The sequence below is a fragment of the Ruegeria sp. C12 genome (genome assembly GCF_056537745.1).
On record NZ_JBQFSA010000002.1, the window covers coordinates 136,024 to 158,991 of the forward strand.

The following is a 22,968-nucleotide window of genomic DNA, read 5'->3' on the forward strand; positions in this document are numbered from 1 at the left end:
GCGTCACCTCCACGTCTTTTTCCGCTTCCAGCGGCGGTTTTCCCGCGCGCCTTCTTCCTGCACACCCAGATAGAAGTTCTGGATGTCCTCGGATTGCAGCAATGTGTCGGCAGCCCCGTCCATGACGATGCGTCCGACCTCCATCACATAGCCATGATGGGCCAGTTCCAGCGCCGCGTGGGCATTCTGTTCAACCAGCATCATCGTCATGTTCTGTTCGTCATTCAACCGTTTGAGGATGCCGAAGATCTCCTGAACAAGCAGCGGCGACAGACCCAGCGAGGGTTCGTCCAGCAGCATGATCTTTGGACTGGCCATCAGGCCCCGGCCAATCGCCAGCATTTGCTGCTGCCCGCCTGACAGGGTTCCGGCCTCTTGCCCGCGACGTTCCTTCAAAACCGGAAAATAGCTGAACACCATCTCGCGATCCTGTTCGATCTGGGCTTTGTCCTTGGCCGTGTAGGCCCCGAGGCTGAGGTTTTCGTTCACTGTCAGCAAGGGAAACACCTCGCGGCCCTCGGGGACATGAACGATGCCTTGTTGCACAACCTTATGCGGCTCGGACCCCTGAATATCCCGCCCGTCGAAGGTGATCTTGCCTTTTTCGGGGTCCATGACGCCCGAGACGGTTTTCATCAGCGTGGTCTTACCCGCCCCATTGGCCCCAAGGATCGAGACGATCTGACCCGGATGCACATCCAGCGAGACACCGCGAATGGCCATGATCGGGCCATAGAAGCTTTCGATATTGCGGATTTTCAGGATCGGCTCGCTCATGAGGCTTTCCCCAGATAGGCCTCGACCACGGCGGGGTGGGATTGCACCTCGGTAGGTGTTCCAAGGGCCAGTTTGGCCCCGTCTGCCATCGCCAGAACTCGATCAGACACACCCGAGACCAGACCCATGTCATGTTCGACCATAAGCACGGTGATCCCCATCTGCCGCCGGATGTCATCGATCCACCAGCGCATATCGGTGGTTTCCTCGACAGACAGGCCTGAGGCCGGTTCGTCCAGCAGCAACAGCTTTGGATCGGTGGCCAGCGCGCGCGCCACCTCGACCACTTTGCGCACACCGTATGGCAGGCCCGAGATCATCTTGTCGCGATAGGCCTGCAGGTCGAGGAAGTCGATGATCTGTTCGACCTTCTCGCGGTTTTCCAGCTCTTGCTTTCGGGCCGAGGGCAGGAACAGAACCTCGGACAGCAGGTTGGTTTTGCGGTGCCGGTGCCGACCGACCAGCAGGTTTTGCAGCACGGTGGCATGTTCGAACAACTCGATATTCTGAAAGGTCCGGGCCACGCCAAAGGCGGCCACGCCCGAAGGTTTCACCCGCAACAGATCATGCCCGTCAAAGCGGATCGAGCCCGCGACCGGGTCGTAAAAGCGTGAGATCAGATTGAACACGGTGGACTTGCCCGCGCCGTTGGGGCCGACGATGGCAAACACCTCGCCTTCCTCGACCTCAAACGACAGATTGTCGACCGCGGTGACGCCGCCGAATTTCAGGGTGACGTTCTCGAACTCCAGCAGACTCATCTCAGACGCTCCGTCTTGAGATAGGATTTCTGCCGTTTGAACATGTCCTTGCGGTAGAAGGGGAACAGCTCGAACCAGGTGCGGATTTTCAGCCAGCGGCCATACATGCCCAGGGGTTCGAACAGGATGAAGGCGATCAGGATCATGCCGAAAATGCCGAATTCCAGCCCCGGAATAGCGACTGTATTGCCGCCGAAAAGGGCACCAACGTACTCCTTCGAGATTGACAGGAATTGCGGCAGGAAGCCGATCACGATAGCCCCCAGAAATGCGCCGTGGATCGAGCCCAACCCACCAATCACAATCATCATCAGCAACTGGATCGAGATCAGAACTGAAAAAGTTTCATTGTTGAACGCCCCGGAAAACATCCCCATCAGCGCGCCGGCCCAGCCGGTTACGGCACAGGACAACGCGAACGAGATCATCTTGGTTCGGGCAATATCGACCCCCATGGCTTGCGCGGAGACTTCCGAATCCCGCACGGCGATGAAGCTGCGCCCCAAAGGTGCGCGCAGCAGGTTGATATAGCCCAGCGTGACCAGAACAGCGACGCTCAGCACCAGCCAGAAGAATGGGGCGGGGGTGCCCCAGCGATCCACACTCAGGCCAAAGATGTCGACGCCGCCGATGAACTTGCCCGCCACGCCGCCTGTCAGAGGCTCGGCCAAAACGATCACGTCATCCATCAGGATGGACAATGCCATGGTAAAGATCGCCAGATAGATCCCGTGCAGGCGCAGGGCAGGGATGGCGACGGTGACTCCAGCTATTCCGGTCAGTACACCGGCCAGCGGGAAAGCGATCAGAAAGGGCACTCCGGCTTCGATCAGGATCACATTGGCATAACAGCCAAAGGCCAGAAATGCAGCGTGACCAAGGCTGACCTGCCCCGTATGACCGGTCAGAATCATCAGTCCCAGACCGGCGATGGCCCAGATCAGGACATTGGTCAACTCACCCAGATAAAAGTCATCCAGCCACCACGGGGCAGTCGCGACGACGACCAGCAGGAGCAGATACAGAACCCGTTGGTAGCGGTCTTTCCAGGGCCGGATGTCTTGCATGTAGTTGGTTTTGAATACGATGCGCATGGGTCAGACCTTCTTGACCCGAACCTGGCTGAACAGGCCGTTGGGGCGGAAGATCAGCACGGCCAGCAGCAGCGCATAAGGGGCGATCTGGCTGTAGCCTGCGGCAATATAGCGGCTGGCAAACGGCTCGATCACGCCGACGATCAGACCACCTGCCAACGCGCCGGGCAGGCTGCCGAAGCCGCCAATCACGGCGGCAGCAAAAGCCTTGATCCCCAGCAGGCCCGTCGTTGGATCGACCGAGCCCTTCGCGGCGAAGAGAATACCGGCGATCCCGGCCACAACTCCGGCCAGCGCCCAGATGAACCCCTGCACGCGCTTGACCGGAATACCCATGTAATAGGCCGCCAACTGGTTCTGCGAAGCGCCTTGCATCGCCAGCCCCAGCTTGGTTCTGCTGAAGAACACATAAAGACCCCAGGTCAGCAGGATGGTGACGACGATGACAGCAACGTCCTCCATCCCCAGAACAAGCCCGCCAAAGCGGACCTCTTTCCCGGCCAGTGGGTTTTGCAGTGTCTGCGGTTCATGCCCCCAGATCAGCCCGGCGACAAAGCGGATCACAAAACCCAAAGCGATGGTCAGGATGACAACGGCGGTCTGGCTTTGGCCAAACATGCGACGTATGATCAGGCGATCCAGCAGATACCCCAGCGCCCCCATGATCCCCAGAGAAATCGGCAATGCCATCCAGAAAGGCAGGCCCATATATTCGGTGTTTGTCAGGCCGATCGTGACAAAGGCCCCCAGCATCATGAAATCGCCCTGTGCGAAATTCACCGCTTCGGTCGCCTTGTAGATCAGAACAAAACCAAGCGCGATCAGGCCGTACACACACCCGTTCGCCAGCCCGCTGATCAGCAGCTGCGCGTTATCCAAGCTCACCCTCCCCATGCCGGTTATCCGGTTCATGTCCAACCCGCACAGCAAAGGTGCGGCGTTCGTTCTACTATGGCGTGATAATCACCTTCCCGTCACTCTTTTTTAGCGCATCGGCAAGATTTGGGACCAGATTCCTGAGTGTAAGCCGTTCTGACACATCGGTTTTCCATCGCCTATCGGCAAACCGGGCCTGAACTTCGGTCACGACGCGCATCTGGTCTGCGGGCGGCGTGGACATCATCCATTGCGTCAGCCAGAAGCCTTCGATCCGCTTGCCCATAAAGATCAACTGGCCGGTTTGCGTCAGCGTCGGGGCCTCGCTGCCCAGCTTGCCATAGCACACCCACCGCGCCTTGTTTGGCATGGCGCAGAACACCTGTTCCGAGAGTTGATCCATCACCGCATCCAGAAACATGCGCGGCTTTAATGTGCGGCTCAGCTCGGCGAATTTCTGGCCCACATCAGGGTCGGAGGTGACCAACACCTCGGACGCGCCGAGGTCTTTGAGCATATCGACGGTCTCGGCCCGCCGGACCAGAGCGATGGGTTTCAGACCCAGATCGCGCCCCAAGCTGCACATCAGCTTGCCCAGTTGGCTGGTCGCTGCCGAGATGACAAAGGCGTCTCCTGCCTCTTTCGCCATGTCGACCATTGCCATCGCGGTCAGCGGGTTGACGATCTGAGCCGCGCCGTCATCGTCTGAAATATCCGGGCGCAGCGGGATGCACATCTGCATCTGGGTCACCACATACTCGGCCCACGCGCCGGAACCTGCCGCCACAAAGGCCACGCGCTGATCCTGTAACGACTCGGCCCCTTTGCCGGTGGCCACCACATTGCCGCACCCCTCAAAACCCGCCGCAGCCCCCTTGACCCGAGGTTGTCCGTACTCGCCCTTGATGAAATGCAGATCCGATGGATTGACCGAGGCTGTACGCAGCTTGATCAGAACCTGTCCGGGGCCGGGCTGGGGAACGGGCAGTTCCGCTTCGGCCAACCAGTCACCGGCATTCTCGATCACCGGGCCGGTCATGGTGCCGGAATACCCCTCATGCCTGAGGATGGTTGCGAACATGGAAGAGGGGATATCGGTCACGGTTACGTCCTCAAAATTGTCGCCGTTGTATCGCTTGAATCCGAAGGACCCTGCGAAATGGCGATGGTTTGGGTGTAACGTGAGCCAAGCAAATGGGGGCTGCTGCGTCAATCGCGCGGATACCTGACCCAACGGAAGGGACGGTAACGTCCAAAAAAGGGGTCAGCCCTGAAAGCTGACCCCCGTTTTTTTATTGTTGCGTCAACAGATTGCGCAGGTCCTGGATCTTTTGCAAAATCGTCTCGGGCGAGGCTTTGATCTCATCAAAGATCTGGATCGCCTGGGTTTTCAGCTCTTCCGACAGCGCGCTGTCCTGAACCGAGGCAACCATGGCGTCATAGTCGAACTGCTGCGCGGTCAGCATTCCGTCCTGCAGCCACGAGTTGAAGAGTTCCTGACCCTGACCTGCCAGCGCCGCAACCTGATCGCCAGCCTGCTCGGCCGCATCCGCGGCTTGATCCGCGACCGAAGACGCGGCCTCGGCTGCCTGATCCGCAGCAGCATCCAACGCTTCCGAAGCGGTATTCTGCGCGGACTCAACCGCGTCAGTCACAGCCTCTTGCGCGTCGGCCACCGCGTCGCTTGCCGCGTCTTGTGCCTCTGTCGCCGCGTCGTTCACAGCTTCGGCTGCATCTTGTGCGGCGTCCTGCAATTGCTCTGCCGGGGTGGGCTCGGGTTGGTTCAGATAGTAATAGCCGCCAGCGCCGATTGCAGCGATGACAATGGCCAGAATAAGAGTACGCGACATGTGAATCTCCTTTGGAATTTGTGTCGCCGGGATGCGGCAAAACTAACTGTTCTCAAAGGGGAATTCCGCGAGTTTTTCTGCATCTGCGAGATATGCGCCATGCTACGCTGATCCAGCCGGTCCGGCACGGCAATAACACGCCAACCCGCACGATGATCTTAGATTTCTGGCCACACACCACTTGAAAGTTGCGCGCTCTTTGACGTCGGAATTTCTGGCTACTCTGATTGAGTGGCGGAGAGACAGGGATTCGAACCCTGGGTGGGCTTGCACCCACAACGGTTTTCGAGACCGCCCCGTTCGACCACTCCGGCACCTCTCCGCGGGGGTCTGTGAGGGGGGGATTTAGTGAGGAACGGGCAGGGGTGCAAGCAGAAAATTCCTCAAACTCAGAAAGCCGTGATTTTCCATTGCCTGCCGGATCAAAACACCTAGGCTGATGGGTATGACACATCATGCCCAACGCCTTGCTCTTTCGTTTTTGGCCCCGCTTATCGCGCTGTTGCTTTTGCCTTCACTTGTGGCCGCAGCCAATCGTGACCGGATTGAGGCTTTTCTGACCACCACGGGATTTGACGTTGCCCTGGAAAGCATCGCACTTGCGTCCGGGTCGGCACCGCAAATGCTTGGAATAGACCCGGACGGATTCGGCTCGGACTGGACGCGCCTGACGGAAGAGGTGTTCGACACCGAGGGCATGCATGAAACAGCCGTGTCGATCCTTGAGCAGACCCTGAATGACGAGGCTTTGAACCATGCGGTTGACTTTTATGCCTCGGATCTGGGTCAGCGCCTGGTCGTGGCCGAAAATGCCTCGCACCTGAAAGAGGATGAGGACGGCAAGCAACTGGAAGGACAGCAGATCTTTGCCGCGCTGGTCGAGGCGGGGTCGCCACGGGTTGAAAGCTACAAGCGCATGAACGCGGCGATTGACTCGTCGGGGACTGCATTGCGGGCCTTGCAGGAGATTCAGGTGCGGTTTCTGCTGGCGGCAAGCGCTTCGGGCGTTATCGAATTGCAGCTGAGCGCGGATGAGTTGCGGGAAATGCTCAAACACAATGAGGCCGGGATGCGCCAATCGCTGCAATTGTCGGGGCTGGCGGGGGCTGCGTATACCTATCAGAGCTTCTCGGACGCCGAAGTGGATGACTATGTCGAGGCGCTGGAACACCCTCTGATGCAGGAAGTCTACGAATTGCTGAACGCAATCCAATACGAGATCATGGCCATGCGGTTCGAAGTTCTGGCAGCCCGAATGGCTGAATTGCACCCCGCGCAAGACATATGATGCGTCTGCTGGCACTTATTCCCGCGCTGCTTTTTTGGGTTGCGCCCGGCTTTGCCAGTGAAAAGGTCGAACGGCTGGCCCTGGCCATGCATTTAATGCAGGCGATGGACATTATTGTCGACGAAGGCGACACCCAGCGGCAGGAACTGGACAAGACCCTATTGGACAATTCCGGTGGCGAGTTCTTTGAGGCGCAGGTCGAGGACATCTTTGACCCTGTCTGGATGCGCAACCGGATGACCGACGCTTTTGAGGTCGGACTGACCGATGCTCAACTGGATCAGGCAATCGTGTTTTTCGAAAGCGACCTGGGACAGACCATTATCACGCTGGAAAACTCGGCCCGGCGGGCATTTCTGGATGAAACCATCGAGGATATGGCGCGGGAGGCTTATGAAAATGCCTCGAAGGACGACGTGCATTATGAACTGGTGGACGAGTTTATACAGGTAAACGATCTGATTGACCTGAACGTTCAGGGCGCGCTGAGTGCCGATTACAATTTCTTCAAGGGGTTGGAATACGGCCCCAGCTCTGACGATGCCGAGTTGCTGGCGCAGCTTTTGGCCGAACAGGATGCGGTTACCGCAGATACGACCTCATGGGTCTATTCCTTTCTGCTGATGGCCTATGCCCCGCTGGACGAGACGCAGATGCGCGAATACATTGCCTTTTCCCGAACCGAGACGGGCAAGGCCCTGAACGACGCCTTGTTTGACGGGTTCGACCGGATGTTCGATGGAATTTCCTTCCGCTTGGGCGAGGCCGTTGCACAGGTTTTGAACGCCCCGGATCTTTAGGCCCGGTTGGGTGTTGACTTTGCCCCGCAATCTATGGATAAGCGCGCATCCCGGCCGGTTTTCCGCGCCGGGTCTCGTTATTATTTGACCCATCGGGATTGTCCCGGGGTCGTCACACAGCCCGAAAAGGGCGCGCTGTTCGAGGTGGCGAAAGCCGGCAACACCCATACGGGGACCACAGAACGCGGGTATGAAAAGGAAAGACGCATGTTTGCGGTCCTCAAGACTGGCGGCAAGCAGTACAAGGTTCAGGCGGGTGATATCCTCCGCGTTGAAAAACTGGCTGCCGACGCAGGTGAAAAAGTTCAATTCAACGACGTTCTGATGCTGGGCGGTGACGCACCGGTCGTTGGCGCGCCGTTCGTCGAAGGCGCAGGCGTTCAGGCCGAAGTGATCGAACAGGTCAAAGGTGACAAGGTCATCAAGTTCGTCAAACGCCGTCGTAAGCACAGCTCGAAGCGTACCGTTGGCCACCGTCAGAAACTGACTCTGGTCAAAATCACCGACATCCTGTCGTCGGGCGCTGACAAGTCTGGTATCAAAGCTGCAACCGGTTCGGCACCGGCAGGTGAGGCGGCTCCGGCTGCAAAGCCCGCCAAAAAAGCTGCTGCAAAAGCAGAAGCTCCGGCTGCCGCTGCTTCTGACGATCTGACCGCGCTGAACGGTGTCGGCCCTGCCGCTGCCAAAAAGCTGGCCGAAGCCGGTATCGAGAGCTTTGCCGCTCTGGCCGCCTTGTCGGACGAGCAGATTGCTGCTATCGACACCATCAAAGTGAAACCCGAATGGGTTGAGCAAGCCAAAGAGCTGGCTCAGGGCTAAGGAGAGAGAGAATGGCACATAAAAAAGCTGGCGGTTCCTCCCGTAACGGTCGCGACTCAGCGGGTCGTCGCCTTGGCGTGAAACTCTATGGTGGCCAGGCAGCCATCGCAGGCAACATCATCGTACGTCAGCGCGGCACCAAGTTCTGGCCGGGCGAAGGCGTAGGCATGGGCAAAGATCACACCATCTTTGCAACCACCGATGGCGCCGTGAAGTTCCACAAGGGACTGAAAAACCGCACCTTCATTTCGGTCCTGCCAGTGGCGGAGGCCGCAGAGTAAGCCGAAACCCATAAGGTTAATAAAAAATTCATGGGGGACCGGCAGAAAGTGCCGGTCCCTTTTTCGTTTTAACGCAGTCGTGATTGACCACCCGAATGACAGTCGCCACCACTAGTTTCCTGATCTTTGCCGCCAGCCAGGTCGGCACGCCGGGACCAGCCAATATGGTCCTGCTGGGAACAGGTGCGCGCTATGGTTTTCGGGCGGCGTTGCCTTTTGTGGGCGGCGTTATTCTGGGCAAGCAGTTGATCATCTGGCCTGTTGGGTTCGGGCTGATGCAGGTGGCCGATCAGGCGCCGTTGGTGTTTGAGGTGCTGAAATATGCCTCGGCCGCTTATATTATCTGGCTGGCGTGGAAGATTGCCAATCTGCGGCTGTCGCGCGGAAACGCTGACACGCAAGTGCCGGGTTTTCTGGCCGGGCTGATCGTTCACCCACTGAACCCCAAGGCCTGGGCGATGATCATTGCCGGGTTTACGGGCTTTGTGGCCGCGGGCACATCAAGTTTTGAAGCGACGTTAACAATCGCTCTTTGCCTGTTGTTTTGTCAGGTCTTATTGCACCCGGTCTGGACTTTTGCAGGCGATCGGATCGCCCAGACGGTTGAAGGTCGGCCTGCGGAAAAATATCTGATGTGGACGTTAGCCAGTTTAACCGTTGCGTCCGTACTTTTTGTGTTGTTCGGAGGAGGAACGCACTCATGAAACTTGAGACGATAATCAATCAGCCGGTCATCGAAACCGAGCGGTTCGACCTGCGCCCCCTGCGCCGGTCGGATATGGGTCTCATTGAACATTATGCAGGCGATGAGCGCGTGGCGCGGATGACGACGTCGATTCCGCACCCATTGCCACCGGGCTCGATTGAGGCCTTTGTGACCCGTTCGATGGCCGAAGACCGGGACGAAGACGTCTGGGCGATGGACGCCACCAAGGATGGCGGGCCTGAACTGATCGGCCTGATCTCGTTGCAGCGGCTGGATCGCAACCAGTCCGAGGTCGGCTATTGGGTCGCTCCGGTTTACTGGAACACAGGCATCGCGTCCTTGGCGGTCGAGGCTCTGGTTCTGGCGAATCCGCTGGAAAACTCGACCATGTTCGCCAGCGTGTTTCAGGACAACCCGGCCTCGGCCCGGGTGCTGACCCATTGCGGGTTTGAATATCTGGGGGACGCCGAAAGCTATTCGGTGGCGCGCGACGCAAATGTGCCCACCTGGACCTATAGTAAAAAACTCTGACTTGTGGCCGATGGGGCCTTTGCAGTAGGGGACTGACATGAAATTTCTCGATCTTGCAAAGGTCTACATCCGGTCCGGGGCCGGCGGTAGCGGCTGCGTCAGCTTCCGACGCGAAAAATACATCGAATACGGCGGACCCGATGGCGGGGACGGCGGTAAGGGCGGGTCTGTCTGGGCCGAGGTTGTGGATGGGCTGAACACCCTGATCGACTTCCGCTATCAACAGCATTTCTTCGCCAAGAACGGCCAACCCGGTCGCGGTCAGCAACGCACCGGCAAGGATGGTGACGACATTATCCTGCGCGTGCCTATCGGGACCGAGATCCTGGACGAGGATGAAGAGACCGTCATTTGCGACCTGACAGAGGTTGGACAGCGGTTCCTGCTGGCCAAGGGCGGCAATGGCGGGTTCGGCAACCTGCACTTCAAATCGGCCACCAACCAGGCCCCGCGCCGCGCAAATCCGGGGCAGGCGGGGATTGACCGCACCATCTGGCTGCGGCTGAAGCTGATCGCGGATGTGGGTCTGCTTGGCATGCCCAACGCGGGCAAATCGACCTTTCTGGCCGCCACGTCGAATGCCCGGCCCAAGATCGCCGACTATCCGTTTACGACGCTGCATCCCAATCTGGGTGTTGTTGGCGTCGATAACGTCGAATTCGTCGTGGCCGATATCCCCGGCCTGATCGAAGGGGCGCATGAGGGGCGGGGGATCGGCGACCGGTTCCTAGGACATGTGGAACGCTGCGCGGTTCTGCTGCATCTGGTCGATGGCACCTCGGAAACCGTGGTCGAAGATTATCGCACCATCATCACCGAACTCGAAGCCTACGGCGGAGAGCTGGCGGACAAGCCGCGCATCACCGTGCTGAACAAGATCGACGCTTTGGACGAGGAAGAACGCGACCTGATCAAGGCCGAACTTGAAGAGGCAGTTGGTGGCCCCGTCATGACCATGTCAGGTGTTGCTCATCTCGGCGTGACCGAAGTGCTGCGGGCCTTGCGCGCGCAGATCGACGAAAACCGCCTGCGCCAAAAGCCCGCTGAGGAGGCTCAGTCTTGGCAACCCTGACCGCAGCACGCCGCTTGGTGGTCAAGATCGGGTCTGCCTTGCTGGTGGACCGGCACACCGGTTTGCTGCGCTCGGACTGGCTGAAATCACTGGCGCAGGACGTGGCGTGGCTCAAGGGGCAGGGCGCGGATGTCATTCTGGTGTCCTCCGGCTCAATCGCATTGGGTCGCGGCGTTCTGGGATTGCCGATGGCAGACTTGCCACTGGAGAAATCGCAAGCGGCAGCGGCAGTGGGTCAAATCAGGCTGGCGCGCGCCTATGAAGAGGCGCTTGCCCCTCATGACATCACCACGGCTCAGGTGCTGGTTACGCTGGAGGACAGTGAGGATCGGCGGCGCTATCTGAACTCGCGCGCCACGCTTGAGACTTTGTTGGGGCTGGGTGTTGTGCCCATCGTCAATGAAAACGACACCGTCGCCACGGACGAGATTCGCTATGGCGACAATGACCGTCTGGCCGCGCAAATCGCGGTGACGGTCGGGGCCGATCAGCTGATCCTTCTGTCCGACGTCGATGGGTTCTATTCCGGCAATCCGAACGAAGACCCCTCGGCCACCCGCTATGACACCATCGACACCATCACGCCCGAGATTGAGGCGATGGCAGGCGATGCCGGGTCCGGCCTGTCCAAAGGCGGGATGAAGACCAAGTTGCTGGCTGCTAAAATGGCGACTGCGGCGGGCTGTGACATGGCGATAACCGAAGGATCGCCCCTCAACCCATTGCAATCGCTTGAAAATGGCGCGAACCGCACGTGGTTCACGGCGACGTTGGACCCGCATGCAGCCCGCAAGCGCTGGATTTCGGCCATGAAACCGCGCGGCGAAATCAAGGTGGATGCGGGTGCCGCAAAGGCGCTGGCCAATGGCAATAGCCTGCTGCCCGCCGGTATCGTCGAAGTCACCGGCGATTTCGGGCGCGGCGACCCCGTTGCAATCCTCGACCCGCAGGCGCGGCGACTGGCGCAAGGGATCAGCCGCTATACCGCGCAGGAAGCGGACGCGATCAAGGGGCGCAAATCCTCGGAGATTGAGGCGACGCTGGGCTATCCCGGTCGCGCGGCGCTGATCCACAGGGACGATTTGGCGCTGTAACGGCGCAGAAAGGCATATGATATGAAGGACCTCGACAATATCCCCGCCCTGATGGCCGACCTTGGCAAACGCGCCAAAGAGGCTGCGCGCGAACTGGCCTTTGCCAGCGCCGAGCGCAAACATGCGGCCCTGATCGCGGCTGCTGAGGCCGTTTGGGCCAACCGTGCGGAAATCATCGAGGCCAACAAGAAAGATCTGGAGTTTGGTCGTGACAAGGGCCTGAGCCCCGCAATGATGGATCGCCTGATGCTGGACGAATCCCGCATTCAGGGCATGGTTGACGGGCTGCGCACTGTCGCGGACCAGACTGACCCTGTGGGTGAGGTGATCACCGAATGGGACATGCCCTCGGGCCTGAATATCCAGCGGGTCCGCACGCCTTTGGGCGTGATCGGCGTGATTTATGAAAGCCGCCCCAATGTGACAGCGGATGCGGGTGCTTTGTGCCTGAAATCAGGGAATGCGGTGATTCTGCGCGGTGGGTCCGAAAGCTTCCACTCCTCAACCGCCATCCACGCGTGTCTGGTCGAAGGGTTGAAGGCCGCGAACCTGCCCGCAGATGCGATTCAACTGGTTCCGACCCGTGATCGCGCCGCAGTTCAGGAATTGCTGACCATGACCGACTATGTCGATGTCATCGTGCCCCGAGGTGGCAAAGGCCTTGTCGGGCTGGTTCAGCGCGAGGCGCGCGTTCCGGTCTTTGCGCATCTGGAAGGCATCGTGCATATCTACATCGACAAAGCCGCTGACCCGCAAAAGACGCTGGACGTGGTGCTGAACGCAAAAACCCGCCGCACCGGTATCTGCGGCGCGGCTGAGTGTCTTCTGGTCCATCAGGACGTCGTAGACACGTTGGGGCGTGACGTGATCGCGGCGCTGATTGCAGCGGGTGTCGAGGTCCATGCCGAGGGCGCTCTGGCCACAGAAGGGACCGTCGCAGCCACCGCCGATGATTGGGGCAAAGAGTTTCTGGACAGCATCATCGCTGCCAAACCCGTTGCCGATATCGACGCGGCGATTGCGCACATCCAACAGTTCGGCTCGAACCACACCGACTGTATCATGACTGAGGACACTGCTGCCGCAGGGCGCTTCTTCGAACGGCTCGACAGTGCGATTTTGATGCACAACGCCTCAACCCAGTTTGCTGATGGTGGTGAATTTGGGATGGGCGCTGAAATCGGGATTGCCACCGGCAAGATGCATGCGCGCGGACCGGTGGGCGCGGCGCAACTGACCAGTTTTCAGTACCTGGTGCGCGGCAACGGCACCACCCGCGCCTAAAACCGAAGGGCGACGCGGGTTGAGTTGGTTTCTACGCTAACCCGCCGCCCCATCGCGGTCGCCGTCTCCGGCAGAAGGGCAAACTGCACCTGCGCGGGCGTGATCTTTTTGGGAAACCGCCCCGTTGTGACGTTCTTCCAAAGATCAGGGTCGACATTTAACTTGTCCGCCGTCCCGGTCACCTGCCAGCCGGTACCATTGACTAAAATCTCGACCTCGCCACCCAAGGGCATCGCACTTTCGCAACACATCAGCGCCAGAAAGGCCAGCTTGACCTGATTGCGCGGCACCGGCTCGGTCAGGTTCCAGTTCACCCGCACACGTCCGGCGCGTTCGATATCCTTCAGCAATTCAGCGACTTCGGTCTTCCCCAGCGGCTGATCGCTGGCCGACCCGAACGCCACCCGAAAGAACCGGATACGCGCGCCCGCGCTGCCAACACTGCCCGAGATCAACTCCATCTCGGGGCCCTGCACTGCGCCAACCATGTCCAACAGTTCCAATCCGTTGGTGATTGCCCCAATCGGGCTGATCAGATCGTGACAGATCCGCGAGCCGATCAGCTCGGCCAGGTTGACGTCCGTAGCGCCCATGCGTACCTCCTGCTGTATCTGCCACCGGACCGGAGCCCAAATGTCAGACCTCAATGCCATTCTTGCACCGGGCATGTATGTCCGCCACCCGGATTTCCCCGATTGGGGTATCGGACAGGTGCAGTCCAACATCGCAGGCAAGATCACCGTTAACTTTCGCGAGCAGGGCAAAGTGGTAATCGACGGGACACGCATTGCCCTGGTGCCGGTCTTTGATCCGTGAAACTGGTTTAGGAAAGGTTAACGCTGAACACCAGATGTGGCCGTGTTGCCTTTACGTGAAAACCTGCGGTATCAGCCGGGGGCAATTCAAAGGATAGACATGCCGGATACAGGCCCCTCATTTACCATCAAACTCGCCGAAACCGAGGATGACCTGCGCGCCGCGCAACGGCTGCGCTATGATGTGTTCGTGCGCGAACTGGGCGGCGGCGGCGAGATGGTCGATCACAACGCGGGTCTGGAACAGGACAAGTTCGACCCGTATTTCGATCACATGCTGGCCATTGACGACCTGAGTGGCGAAGTTGTGGGCGTTTACAGGCTGTTACCGGGCGAACGTGCTGCGGAAATCGGGCAGTTCTATTCCGAAGACGAGTATGATCTGACCGTCTTAAAGCAAAGCGGACGCAAGCTGTTGGAATTGGGCCGGTCCTGCCTGCATGCAGATTATCGCGGTGGTACTGCGATGTATCACCTGTGGAATGGCTTGGCCGCCTATGTGAACGAACGCGGGATCGAAGTTCTGTTCGGCGTCGCCAGCTTTCACGGCACCGATGTTCAACCCCTCGCGCAATCCCTGTCCATGCTGCACCACAACCATCTGGCCCCCGAGGATCTGCGGGTGCGGGCACAGCCGGACGTGTTTCAATCGATGGATCTGGTCGCGCCCGAAGACCTCGACCGCCGCGCCGCGATGGTGCAGGTGCCCGCGCTGATCAAAGCCTATTTGCGTTTGGGTGGATTTGTGGGCGAGGGGGCGTTTATCGACCATGCGTTCAACACCACGGATGTTTGCCTGATCCTGGATACCGCCCGTATGAACGAGCGGCAAAAACGCATCTATGGTGGGGCATAACCGGCGTGAACGATCCATTGTGGAATAGTGACGAGGCACCTGACCCGATCAATCTGGGTCCGCTGGGCTGGGTTCTTGTCATCTTGCGCGGGGTGCCTCTGGCGCTTTTGGTGTTTGGGGGCCTGATCGTCCTTCTGACCATTCGCCTGTTCGAACTCCCTCTCTTCGGGGTTCGTCGTCCGATTACTCCGTTCATCGCGCAATTTGTGTGCCGCAATGCACTCCGGTTTCTGGGTATCGGTTTTCGAACGTCGGGCGAGTTGATGCAGCAGCGCGGAGCTGTGGTGGCGAACCACACGTCCTGGCTGGACATCTTCGCCCTGAACGCGCGCAAGCGGATTTACTTTGTGTCCAAGGCCGAGGTCGCGAAATGGCCCGGAATCGGCTGGCTGGCCCGTTCGACCGGAACCGTATTTATCGAGCGGAACCCAAAAAAGGCGCGCGAGCAGACCAAAGTGTTCGAGTCTCGCCTGAAGGCCGGACACAAACTGTTGTTCTTCCCCGAAGGGACTTCGACCGATGGATTGCGGGTTTTGCCATTTAAAACAACGCTCTTCGCGGCATTCTTCGCAGATGAACTGCGTGATTTTATGTATGTGCAGCCTGTTTCCGTCGTGTTTCACGCGCCAAAGGAGCAACCGGATCGGTTCTATGGCTGGTGGGGTGATATGGAGTTCGGTCCGCACCTTCTCAAGACACTCGGCGCACTGCGTCAGGGTTCGGTCGAACTGATTTACCACGCGCCCGCCAAGGTCAGCGACTTTGAAAACCGCAAGGCGCTGGCAGCCCATTGCGAAGAGGCCGTGCGGCATGCGCACAGCCTGGCGCGGCTTGAAAAATAAGGGCAAAAGGCCCTTGCACTGCATCAAAACCTGCCGTATACGCGCGCCATTCAAACCCGCAGGCGGGGTTTGGGCTTTTTGAGGGAGACATCCTCATCAAGACCGCCGGTTGGAGCATCCGCTTCTTTCACCCCCGCCCAGGCGTAAACCGGAAAAGGAAAATAGCATGGCTCTTCCCGAGTTCTCCATGCGTCAGCTGCTGGAAGCTGGCGTTCACTTTGGTCACCAGACACAGCGTTGGAACCCCCGCATGGGCCCGTTCATCTATGGTTCGCGCAATGGCATCCACATCATGGACCTGACCCAGACTGTTCCGATGCTGGACCAGGCGCTGCAGGCCGTTCGTGACACCGTTGCAAAAGGTGGCCGCGTTCTGTTCGTTGGTACCAAGCGTCAGGCCGCCGGCCCGATCGCCGAAGCCGCTGAAAAGTCGGCTCAGTACTACATGAACCACCGCTGGCTGGGCGGCACGCTGACCAACTGGAAAACCGTTTCCCAGTCGATCAACCGTCTGAACCAGATCGACGAAGCGATGGAATCAGGCGCCGAAGGCCTGACCAAGAAAGAGCGTCTGGGCATGGAACGTGACCAGGCCAAGCTGCAGGCGTCGCTGGGCGGTATCCGCGAGATGGGCGGCGTTCCTGACCTGCTGTTCGTCATCGACGTCAAAAAAGAAGCACTGGCCATCGCCGAAGCCAACAAGCTGGGTATCCCGGTTGTGGCCGTTGTCGATACCAACTGCTCGCCCGACGGCGTTGACTATATCATCCCCGGCAACGACGACGCAGCGCGCGCCATCGCTCTGTACTGCGATCTGGCAGCCCGTGCCGCGTTGGACGGCATGACCGCTCAGCTGGGTGCCGCAGGCGTTGACCTGGGCGAGTTCGAAGAAGCCCCGGTTGAAGAAGCCGTTGCAGAAGAAGCTGAAGCACCTGCCGAAGCGTAAGCTGCCCGTCACGTAAATGACATATGGGGCAGGGTATGACCTGCCCCAATTCCGTTTGAATTGAGGAGAGCCAAGAGATGGCAATCACAGCAGCAATGGTTAAAGAACTGCGCGACGCAACCGGCGCAGGCATGATGGACGCAAAAAAAGCGCTGACCGAAACCGGCGGCAACATGGACGAAGCCGTTGACTGGCTGCGCACCAAAGGTCTGGCCAAAGCGGCCAAGAAATCGGGCCGTACCGCAGCAGAAGGTCTGGTTGCTGTTCACGTCAACGGTGGCAACGGTGTTGCAGTCGAAGTGAACTCGGAAACCGACTTCGTTGCGAAAAACGCCGAGTTCCAGGAAATGGTTGGCAAGATCGCTTACGCAGCCGAAGGCGTCGACAATGTCGAAGCGCTGCTGGCCGCTGATCTGGGTGGAAAATCCGTTGCCGACACCCTGACCGACAAGATCGCCACCATCGGCGAAAACATGTCGGTACGCCGTATGGCCAAGCTGTCGGGCGACACTGTTGTGTCCTACGTCCACAACGCAGCCACCAACGGCATGGGTAAAATCGGCGTTCTGGTCGCTCTGACCGGTGGCGACGAAGCGATCGGCAAGCAGGTTGCGATGCACATCGCTGCTGTGAACCCGGCAGCTCTGTCCGAGGCCGACATGGACCCGGCAGTTGTCGAGAAAGAAAAGCAGGTTCAGATGGACATCGCCCGCGAATCCGGCAAGCCGGAGCAGGTGATCGAGAAGATGATCGAAGGCCGCATGAAGAAATTCGTCGCGGAATCGACTCTGCTGAACCAGTCGTTCGTTGTGAACCCTGACCTGACCGTTGAAGCAGCGGCCAAAGAAGCGGGCGCAACCATCACCGGCTTCATCCGTCTGGAAGTTGGCGAAGGCATCGTGGTCGAAAAAGAAGACTTCGCAGCCGAAGTCGCCAAGGCGGCCCAAGGCTAAGCGACCATTCAGGGCCTCGTCAGAGGCCCGACACAACAAAAAAAACCGGTTACGCCCAGCGTAACCGGTTTTCTTTTTTTGGCCAACGTCAGGCCGACGCAAACCAAGAGGAAGAAGGATGGAGGGCCCCGCATGATGGGGATGGTCGAGGCCCCCCAAATTTCCGACCTCGTGACGCGGACAAATAGGCGCCTCAGTGTCAGAGTGACCAGAGAGCTCTGAAATTGCAAAGATCTGATCGATGTGTTCCCTGGCTAAAGCCACCACTCACGGAACAATATCAATCTGCAACTTTATCGCGTAAACCGGAAGTCATGATTTCCTTACCTAAGGTAAATTGACGCAGTTTAGCGTCAGAAATCAACAACATCAGGCCTCCATGATGAACATTTGGTTGTGTAGCGAGGCCTTGAGGACCGCTTGCGCCGTGGTTTCAACCGAAAGCGACTCGCGCGCGAGCCTCAGGTGCTTTTCCACGGTGGCCGAGGTCAGCCCCATCAACAGCGCAATGTCCTGAGTCGTCTTGCCATCCCCGACCCATTGCAGCGCCTCGCGCTGTCGTTTGGTCAGCGCCCGGTTCGGGGGATTGTAGGGCAGGGTCAGGATCTTGAGATGCGCCATGTTGTTCATCAACAGGATGTCTTCGCCATGCTCTGCCCAGATCTCGTCAACTTCATCCTGACTTGGCCCACCTTTTGCGGACAGCGAAATCGCACCCTTCGACCGCATCGAAACGGAATTGAAGCTAACCGTGTAGCCCGTCACTACGCCCATCGACTTGTTGAACTCAAAGACCTTGCGTTCCTGCGCCGTCATACGACCGCTGGACATCATGTCCTGGATCATCCGCCAACTGGCAGCGCCTTCGTTGTCCAGCGCCCATTTGAGCATCGGGGCATGGAAGTACAGTCCGCCCTTCAGAAAACCGTCCACGTAGTTGTGGCAGTGATTGGTCAGGATCACGAAATCCTCGGGGTCGCCCAGCGAGGTTTCGGTGCGGAACTGCGTATAGCCATAAATCAGCCGGTCAAAGCCATATTCGGCCATCTGCCGGCAATGCGCGTCCCACAACTCTTCCAGGGTTTTGGCGTAGCTTACGAAATGCAGGTATTCTTTCAGAGTCATCCGGCACCTCTTGACCCCAAATGGGCGGCCAGCGCGTCAAGCGCCAGAACATAGCTCTGCGCCCCGAACCCGCAAATCTGCCCCAGTGCTACCTTTGCGATATAAGACGTATGGCGAAAGGTTTCGCGGGCGTGGATGTTGGACAGATGAACTTCGACCATCGGAAGTTCGACAGAGGCGATCGCATCCATCAGCGCGATAGAGGTATGCGTATACGCACCCGCGTTAAGAACCAGACCGTCCTGCGCGCCCCGCGCCGCATGAATCGCGTCGATCAACGCGCCTTCGTGGTTGGATTGGAAATGCGTGACATTCAGGCCGATGGACGCACCATGTTCGACACACAAATCCTCGACCATCTGCAAGGTGGTGCTGCCGTAAACCTCGGGCTGGCGCGTGCCCAGCAAATTAAGGTTCGGACCATTCAAAACCAGAACGTTATTCATGTCTTTACTATCCCCATTACAGGTTCATAGACATGAATAGGCCAGATTGTCTACCGCGCTGTGTCGCATTGCAGCATAAGCGCCTCGAGCTGTGATCTTGTGCCGCTTGTTCAGCGCGAATTTCAGTCTGAACCGGGCGTGACGACCAGCTTTCCCAGAACCGAACGCCCGGCCAGCAGATCCAGCGCCTGTCCGGCTTTGGCCAGCGGGAATCGATCACTGATGCGCGGTTTGATGTGTCCCGCAGCATAGAGGCCAAACAGCTCGGCAACGTTTTCCGCGTGCCCCTTTGGGTCACGGAATACGGACGCGCCCCAGAATACGCCAACGACCTGACACCCTTTGAGCAAGGGAAGGTTCAGCGGGATGTTCGGGATCCCTGCCGGGAAGCCGACAACCAAAAAGCGCCCGTTCCACGCCATACTGCGCAGGGCGGGCTCGGCAAAGGGTCCTCCGACCGCGTCATAGACGACATCCACACCATTTGACCCGGCCAATGCTTTGATCTGGCCCGAGAAGTCCTTTTGCGCCTGTTTGTCCATGTCTTTCGGGTACACGATGGTTTCATCCGCGCCGACCTGACGACAGAACTCGGCCTTGTCCTGCGAAGACACCGCCGCAATCACCCGCGCGCCCATGGCCTTACCCAACTCAATCGCGGCCGAACCGACGCCTCCGGCCGCGCCCAGAACCAAGAGGGTTTCGCCGGATTGCAGATGCGCGCGGTCTTTCAGGGCGTGGTACGAGGTGCCGTAGGTGAAAATGAAACAGGCGGCGTCCTCATACGGCATCTCGTCCGGGATCTTGATCGCCGTCGCAGCCTTGAGTGTCAGGTGCGTCGCAAATCCGCCGTGACCAGTCAGCGCCAGCACCCGATCACCCGGTTCAAATCCGGTGACGCCTTCACCGATGGCCAGAACCTCTCCGGCAATTTCTCCGCCGGGGGCGAAGGGGCGCGGGGGCTTCATCTGATACAGATCGCGGATGATCAGCGTGTCGGGAAAGTTCACGCCAGCCGCTTTCACTTCGATCAACAGATCGCCTTTGCCGGGGGTTGGATCGGGCAGGGTGGTCAGTTCCAAAGTCTCGGGCCCGCCGGGCGCGACGCTGAGTAATGCTTGCATGTTGACCCTGATGTCTCTGTTATTCTGTCACAGAAAGCTTTGGTGCAGGATCATGTGTTGTCAACGGGCCATCCCCTTGGTTCCCGCAACGGCACCTGCCCACAGATGTAAGTGAGGAGCAGACCATGACCCCCGAGACCCTATTTTCGCTGCAAGGCAAAACCGCGCTGGTGACAGGTGGTGCAACCGGCATCGGGCGCATGGCGGCCGAGGCTTTGGTCCGGGCTGGTGCCCATGTCCTGATTGCCTCGCGCAAAGGCGACGCCTGCGCAGCAGTTGCCGAAGAGCTGAACGCACTGGATGCACCGGGCAGCGCGGTTGGATTTGCCGGGGATCTGGGAAGCCAGGAAGGGATTGATGCACTGGTTGCAGGCATTAATGCGCGCACTGACCGCCTTGATATTCTTATGAATAATTCCGGCGTTAGCTGGGGCGCGCCAATGGGGCAGTTCCCGTATGACGCTTGGGACAAGGTCATGTCCGTCAACGTTGCTGGTATATTTGACCTGACCCAGAAACTGTTGCCCTTGCTGATGAAGTCCGGCACCGCCGAAGATCCTGCGCGGGTCGTCAATGTCGGCTCGGTCATGGGTGAGGTTCCGATGGGCGATGGGGCCTATAGCTATTCGGCGTCTAAAGCTGCGGTGCTGCACCTGACCAAAATCTTGGCGAAAGAGTTGTCGCCTTACCATGTCACCGTGAACGCCCTGGCCCCGGGGCCGTTTGTGTCGCGCATGACAGCTTTTGCCACAGCGGACGAAGATACTCGCGCAAAGGTCGGCAAATCCGTCCCTCTGGGCCGCGTGGGCCGGGACGAGGATATTGCGGGCTGTATGCTGTTTCTGTGCGGACGCGGTGGCAGTTTCGTGACCGGTGCGGTTATCCCAGTATCAGGTGGCATTAACGTTGTGACTGCCGGTAATATCTTTGAAGCTGCGTTCTAAGTGCGAGGGCCAGTTATGAGCACCGAAACCGATCTGGACCTGGATGCTGTCGACGCCTACCTGTCCCAACATCTGGCGGGGTATGAAGGTCCGCTGGACGCCACGAAATTCGCCATCGGCCAGTCGAACCCGACCTTCCGGTTGCGTACCCCAAAACAATCGTACGTTTTGCGCCGCAAGCCCCCGGGTGTGCTGCTGAAATCCGCCCATGCGGTGGATCGAGAGTTCCGGGTGCAACGCGCCCTTGCCGACAGCCGCGTTCCGGTGCCGCGCATGCTGTTACTGTGCGAGGATGATTCGGTGATCGGGTCGGCATTCTACGTAATGGAACATCTGGAAGGCTGGGTCTTTCTTGAGCCGCAGATGGAGGGCGAAAGCAACGATGCCCGCCGCGCGGTCATCGACGAAATGAACCGGGTTCTGGCAGAGTTGCATATGGTGGACATCGACGCCGCTGGTCTGACTGACTACGGCCCGACGGGGAACTATTTCGAACGCCAGATCTCACGCTGGACCAAGCAATACCGCGCATCCGAAACCGCGAACATTGCGGACATGGACAGGTTGATCGGCGCGCTGGAGACGTCGCTTCCGCAGGATGACGGGCAACGGACGCTGGTGCATGGTGATTATCGCATCGACAATCTGATGTTCGCCGCAGACGGCACAAACTGCATCGGTGTTCTGGATTGGGAATTGTCGACCATCGGCCACCCCTATGCAGATCTGGCAGCCGTGATCATGCAGTGGCAAATGCCTCCGGGAAAAGAGGGGCGCGGGCTGGCCGGAATCGACCGGGACGCTCTGGGCCTGCCTAGTGATCGGGCCTTTATCGCACAATATTGCGAACGGCGCGGACTGCCGGGGATCGACAATTTCGGCTTCTATCTGGCCTTCAACTTCTTTCGGATGGCGGGGATTTTGCAGGGCGTCTACAAACGCGCTCTGGATGGCAACGCGTCCGATCCAAAGCGCGCCCAGGCGTTCGGAGCCTATGTTCCCATCTTCGCGCAACACGGGCTGGCCGCGCTGGAACGACGTTAGGTAGGGTCGTCAAGCATCTAATTTTTCAGAGAAAGTTCAAGATCGAGATTGGCAAGGCTGTTCTTGCCAAAAAACATCTCGGACCCAACGAACATACTGGGAACACCAAAGGCGCCCCGCCTGACGATGTCCTTGGTCTGCTCTTTCAGCAATTGCTTGGTCTCGGGCGCGGCGATGGCCTCGCGGATTTTGCGGACGGGCAGTTCGGCCTCGCGCAGGATCTCTGATAGTACATTCAGCTCATCGACCTTTTGACCATGCACCCAAATCGCATCAAATACTGCGTCTATATATTTGTTTTCCCATGGCTTTCCGGATGCAAAATACGCGCCGCGCATGGCGAATTTGGTGTTCACCGGAAAATGCGGGCTCATGTGAAAGCTTACGCCGCGACGGCGGGCAAAGCGATGCAGGTCATGGGTCAGATAGGATGATTTCTGACGGTTCTCTGAAAAAGCCTCGAACGGGCTTTGGTTATGCGTGGATTTGAAGATAACCGGCAACATCACCGGGACCGGCACGACCGTGGCCTTGTGCCCCTTGGCGATTTTCGGCAGCATTTTATACGCGAGAAACGCATTCGGGCTGCAAAAATCGTAAACGAAATCTATGGTTTGCGCCATGTCGGTACTCCAAAAGA

General features: G+C 58.7%; 27 protein-coding genes and 1 tRNA gene. 16 read left to right on the forward strand and 12 right to left on the reverse strand.

Annotated features, from left to right (window positions below):
• Positions 1-3: 3 nt before the first annotated feature.
• From ACR0C9_RS05850 to ACR0C9_RS05880, 7 genes are all read right to left on the reverse strand, one after another.
• Positions 4-777: an ABC transporter ATP-binding protein gene (locus ACR0C9_RS05850; RefSeq protein ID WP_170518554.1), complete on the reverse strand. Its 774-nt coding sequence runs from the start codon at positions 775-777 to the stop codon at positions 4-6.
• Positions 774-1,538, reverse strand: a complete 765-nt coding sequence (locus ACR0C9_RS05855) for an ABC transporter ATP-binding protein (RefSeq protein WP_480780583.1) — start codon at positions 1,536-1,538, stop codon at positions 774-776. Before ACR0C9_RS05855 ends, ACR0C9_RS05850 begins: the two co-directional genes overlap by 4 nt.
• A complete protein-coding gene (locus tag ACR0C9_RS05860) occupies positions 1,535-2,632 on the reverse strand; it encodes a branched-chain amino acid ABC transporter permease (RefSeq protein WP_480780584.1) in 1,098 nt (365 codons plus the stop codon). The genes ACR0C9_RS05855 and ACR0C9_RS05860 overlap by 4 nt, the downstream gene beginning before the upstream one ends.
• Positions 2,633-2,635: 3 nt before the next feature.
• Positions 2,636-3,511 (reverse strand): branched-chain amino acid ABC transporter permease, encoded by an 876-nt coding sequence (locus tag ACR0C9_RS05865; protein ID WP_170518560.1) that lies wholly within the window; start codon positions 3,509-3,511, stop codon positions 2,636-2,638.
• A gap of 70 nt (positions 3,512-3,581) precedes the next feature.
• Complete coding sequence (locus tag ACR0C9_RS05870; RefSeq protein ID WP_480780585.1) at positions 3,582-4,589, reverse strand: alcohol dehydrogenase catalytic domain-containing protein; 1,008 nt, start codon at positions 4,587-4,589, stop codon at positions 3,582-3,584.
• A gap of 211 nt (positions 4,590-4,800) precedes the next feature.
• Complete coding sequence (locus ACR0C9_RS05875; RefSeq protein WP_480780586.1) at positions 4,801-5,358, reverse strand: hypothetical protein; 558 nt, start codon at positions 5,356-5,358, stop codon at positions 4,801-4,803.
• Positions 5,359-5,590: 232 nt separating this feature from the next.
• Positions 5,591-5,680 (reverse strand) — tRNA-Ser (locus tag ACR0C9_RS05880).
• A 123-nt stretch (positions 5,681-5,803) separates the two neighbouring features.
• On the opposite strand from ACR0C9_RS05880, the gene ACR0C9_RS05885 reads away from it, so the two are divergent.
• From ACR0C9_RS05885 to ACR0C9_RS05925, 9 genes are all read left to right on the forward strand, one after another.
• On the forward strand, positions 5,804-6,646 hold the full coding sequence (locus ACR0C9_RS05885; protein WP_170518569.1) for a DUF2059 domain-containing protein: 843 nt from the start codon (positions 5,804-5,806) through the stop codon (positions 6,644-6,646).
• A complete protein-coding gene (locus ACR0C9_RS05890) occupies positions 6,643-7,446 on the forward strand; it encodes a DUF2059 domain-containing protein (RefSeq protein WP_480780587.1) in 804 nt (267 codons plus the stop codon). Before ACR0C9_RS05885 ends, ACR0C9_RS05890 begins: the two co-directional genes overlap by 4 nt.
• 207 nt (positions 7,447-7,653) lie before the next feature.
• Entirely contained in the window at positions 7,654-8,265 is a 612-nt protein-coding gene (locus ACR0C9_RS05895) for a 50S ribosomal protein L21 (RefSeq protein ID WP_480780694.1), read from the forward strand.
• 11 nt (positions 8,266-8,276) lie between these two features.
• Positions 8,277-8,546, forward strand: a complete 270-nt coding sequence (gene rpmA / locus ACR0C9_RS05900) for a 50S ribosomal protein L27 (RefSeq protein ID WP_039535512.1) — start codon at positions 8,277-8,279, stop codon at positions 8,544-8,546.
• A 95-nt stretch (positions 8,547-8,641) separates the two neighbouring features.
• A complete protein-coding gene (locus ACR0C9_RS05905) occupies positions 8,642-9,250 on the forward strand; it encodes a LysE family translocator (RefSeq protein ID WP_480581192.1) in 609 nt (202 codons plus the stop codon).
• Positions 9,247-9,783 (forward strand): GNAT family N-acetyltransferase, encoded by a 537-nt coding sequence (locus ACR0C9_RS05910; protein ID WP_170450716.1) that lies wholly within the window; start codon positions 9,247-9,249, stop codon positions 9,781-9,783. Before ACR0C9_RS05905 ends, ACR0C9_RS05910 begins: the two co-directional genes overlap by 4 nt.
• Positions 9,784-9,820: 37 nt before the next feature.
• A complete protein-coding gene (gene obgE / locus ACR0C9_RS05915) occupies positions 9,821-10,855 on the forward strand; it encodes a GTPase ObgE (RefSeq protein ID WP_170621802.1) in 1,035 nt (344 codons plus the stop codon).
• Positions 10,843-11,949 (forward strand): glutamate 5-kinase, encoded by a 1,107-nt coding sequence (gene proB / locus ACR0C9_RS05920; protein ID WP_480780588.1) that lies wholly within the window; start codon positions 10,843-10,845, stop codon positions 11,947-11,949. Before obgE ends, proB begins: the two co-directional genes overlap by 13 nt.
• Positions 11,950-11,970: 21 nt before the next feature.
• Positions 11,971-13,233, forward strand: coding sequence for a glutamate-5-semialdehyde dehydrogenase (locus tag ACR0C9_RS05925; RefSeq protein WP_170621804.1), 1,263 nt, complete (start codon positions 11,971-11,973; stop codon positions 13,231-13,233).
• Here ACR0C9_RS05925 and ACR0C9_RS05930 read toward each other — a convergent pair.
• Complete coding sequence (locus ACR0C9_RS05930) at positions 13,230-13,826, reverse strand: histidine phosphotransferase family protein (RefSeq protein WP_480780589.1); 597 nt, start codon at positions 13,824-13,826, stop codon at positions 13,230-13,232. The genes ACR0C9_RS05925 and ACR0C9_RS05930 overlap by 4 nt on opposite strands.
• A 40-nt stretch (positions 13,827-13,866) precedes the next feature.
• Between ACR0C9_RS05930 and ACR0C9_RS05935 the strand changes: the two genes are divergently transcribed.
• The 5 genes from ACR0C9_RS05935 to tsf all read left to right on the forward strand — a co-directional run bounded on the left by ACR0C9_RS05935 (position 13,867) and on the right by tsf (position 17,645).
• Positions 13,867-14,049, forward strand: coding sequence for a DUF3553 domain-containing protein (locus ACR0C9_RS05935; RefSeq protein WP_170450705.1), 183 nt, complete (start codon positions 13,867-13,869; stop codon positions 14,047-14,049).
• A 99-nt stretch (positions 14,050-14,148) separates the two neighbouring features.
• Positions 14,149-14,904 carry an L-ornithine N(alpha)-acyltransferase gene (gene olsB, locus ACR0C9_RS05940; protein ID WP_480780590.1) on the forward strand — a complete coding sequence of 252 codons (756 nt, stop codon included), beginning with the start codon at positions 14,149-14,151 and terminating at the stop codon, positions 14,902-14,904.
• A 5-nt stretch (positions 14,905-14,909) separates the two neighbouring features.
• The gene (olsA, locus tag ACR0C9_RS05945; protein WP_170450701.1) at positions 14,910-15,746 is read left to right on the forward strand and encodes a lyso-ornithine lipid O-acyltransferase; all 837 of its coding nucleotides are present in this window, start codon (positions 14,910-14,912) and stop codon (positions 15,744-15,746) included.
• Between the two features lie 166 nt (positions 15,747-15,912).
• Entirely contained in the window at positions 15,913-16,692 is a 780-nt protein-coding gene (gene rpsB / locus ACR0C9_RS05950; RefSeq protein ID WP_170450699.1) for a 30S ribosomal protein S2, read from the forward strand.
• A gap of 77 nt (positions 16,693-16,769) precedes the next feature.
• On the forward strand, positions 16,770-17,645 hold the full coding sequence (gene tsf / locus ACR0C9_RS05955) for a translation elongation factor Ts (protein ID WP_170450697.1): 876 nt from the start codon (positions 16,770-16,772) through the stop codon (positions 17,643-17,645).
• A 369-nt stretch (positions 17,646-18,014) separates the two neighbouring features.
• Here the strand turns inward: tsf and ACR0C9_RS05960 are convergent, their stop codons facing one another.
• The 3 genes from ACR0C9_RS05960 to ACR0C9_RS05970 form a co-directional block, all read right to left on the reverse strand.
• Positions 18,015-18,770, reverse strand: a complete 756-nt coding sequence (locus tag ACR0C9_RS05960; protein WP_170518593.1) for a LuxR family transcriptional regulator — start codon at positions 18,768-18,770, stop codon at positions 18,015-18,017.
• Positions 18,767-19,216, reverse strand: a complete 450-nt coding sequence (gene aroQ, locus ACR0C9_RS05965; RefSeq protein ID WP_170450693.1) for a type II 3-dehydroquinate dehydratase — start codon at positions 19,214-19,216, stop codon at positions 18,767-18,769. The genes ACR0C9_RS05960 and aroQ overlap by 4 nt, the downstream gene beginning before the upstream one ends.
• Positions 19,217-19,338: 122 nt before the next feature.
• Positions 19,339-20,340, reverse strand: a complete 1,002-nt coding sequence (locus tag ACR0C9_RS05970) for an NADPH:quinone oxidoreductase family protein (RefSeq protein WP_170518596.1) — start codon at positions 20,338-20,340, stop codon at positions 19,339-19,341.
• Positions 20,341-20,465: 125 nt separating this feature from the next.
• Between ACR0C9_RS05970 and ACR0C9_RS05975 the strand changes: the two genes are divergently transcribed.
• Positions 20,466-21,284, forward strand: a complete 819-nt coding sequence (locus ACR0C9_RS05975; protein ID WP_480780591.1) for an SDR family NAD(P)-dependent oxidoreductase — start codon at positions 20,466-20,468, stop codon at positions 21,282-21,284.
• Between the two features lie 15 nt (positions 21,285-21,299).
• Positions 21,300-22,328 (forward strand): phosphotransferase family protein, encoded by a 1,029-nt coding sequence (locus tag ACR0C9_RS05980; protein ID WP_170621806.1) that lies wholly within the window; start codon positions 21,300-21,302, stop codon positions 22,326-22,328.
• Positions 22,329-22,345: 17 nt separating this feature from the next.
• On the opposite strand, the gene ACR0C9_RS05985 is transcribed toward ACR0C9_RS05980, so the two are convergent.
• Positions 22,346-22,951, reverse strand: coding sequence for a 2-hydroxychromene-2-carboxylate isomerase (locus tag ACR0C9_RS05985; protein WP_170450686.1), 606 nt, complete (start codon positions 22,949-22,951; stop codon positions 22,346-22,348).
• Between the last annotated feature and the right edge of the window lie 17 nt (positions 22,952-22,968).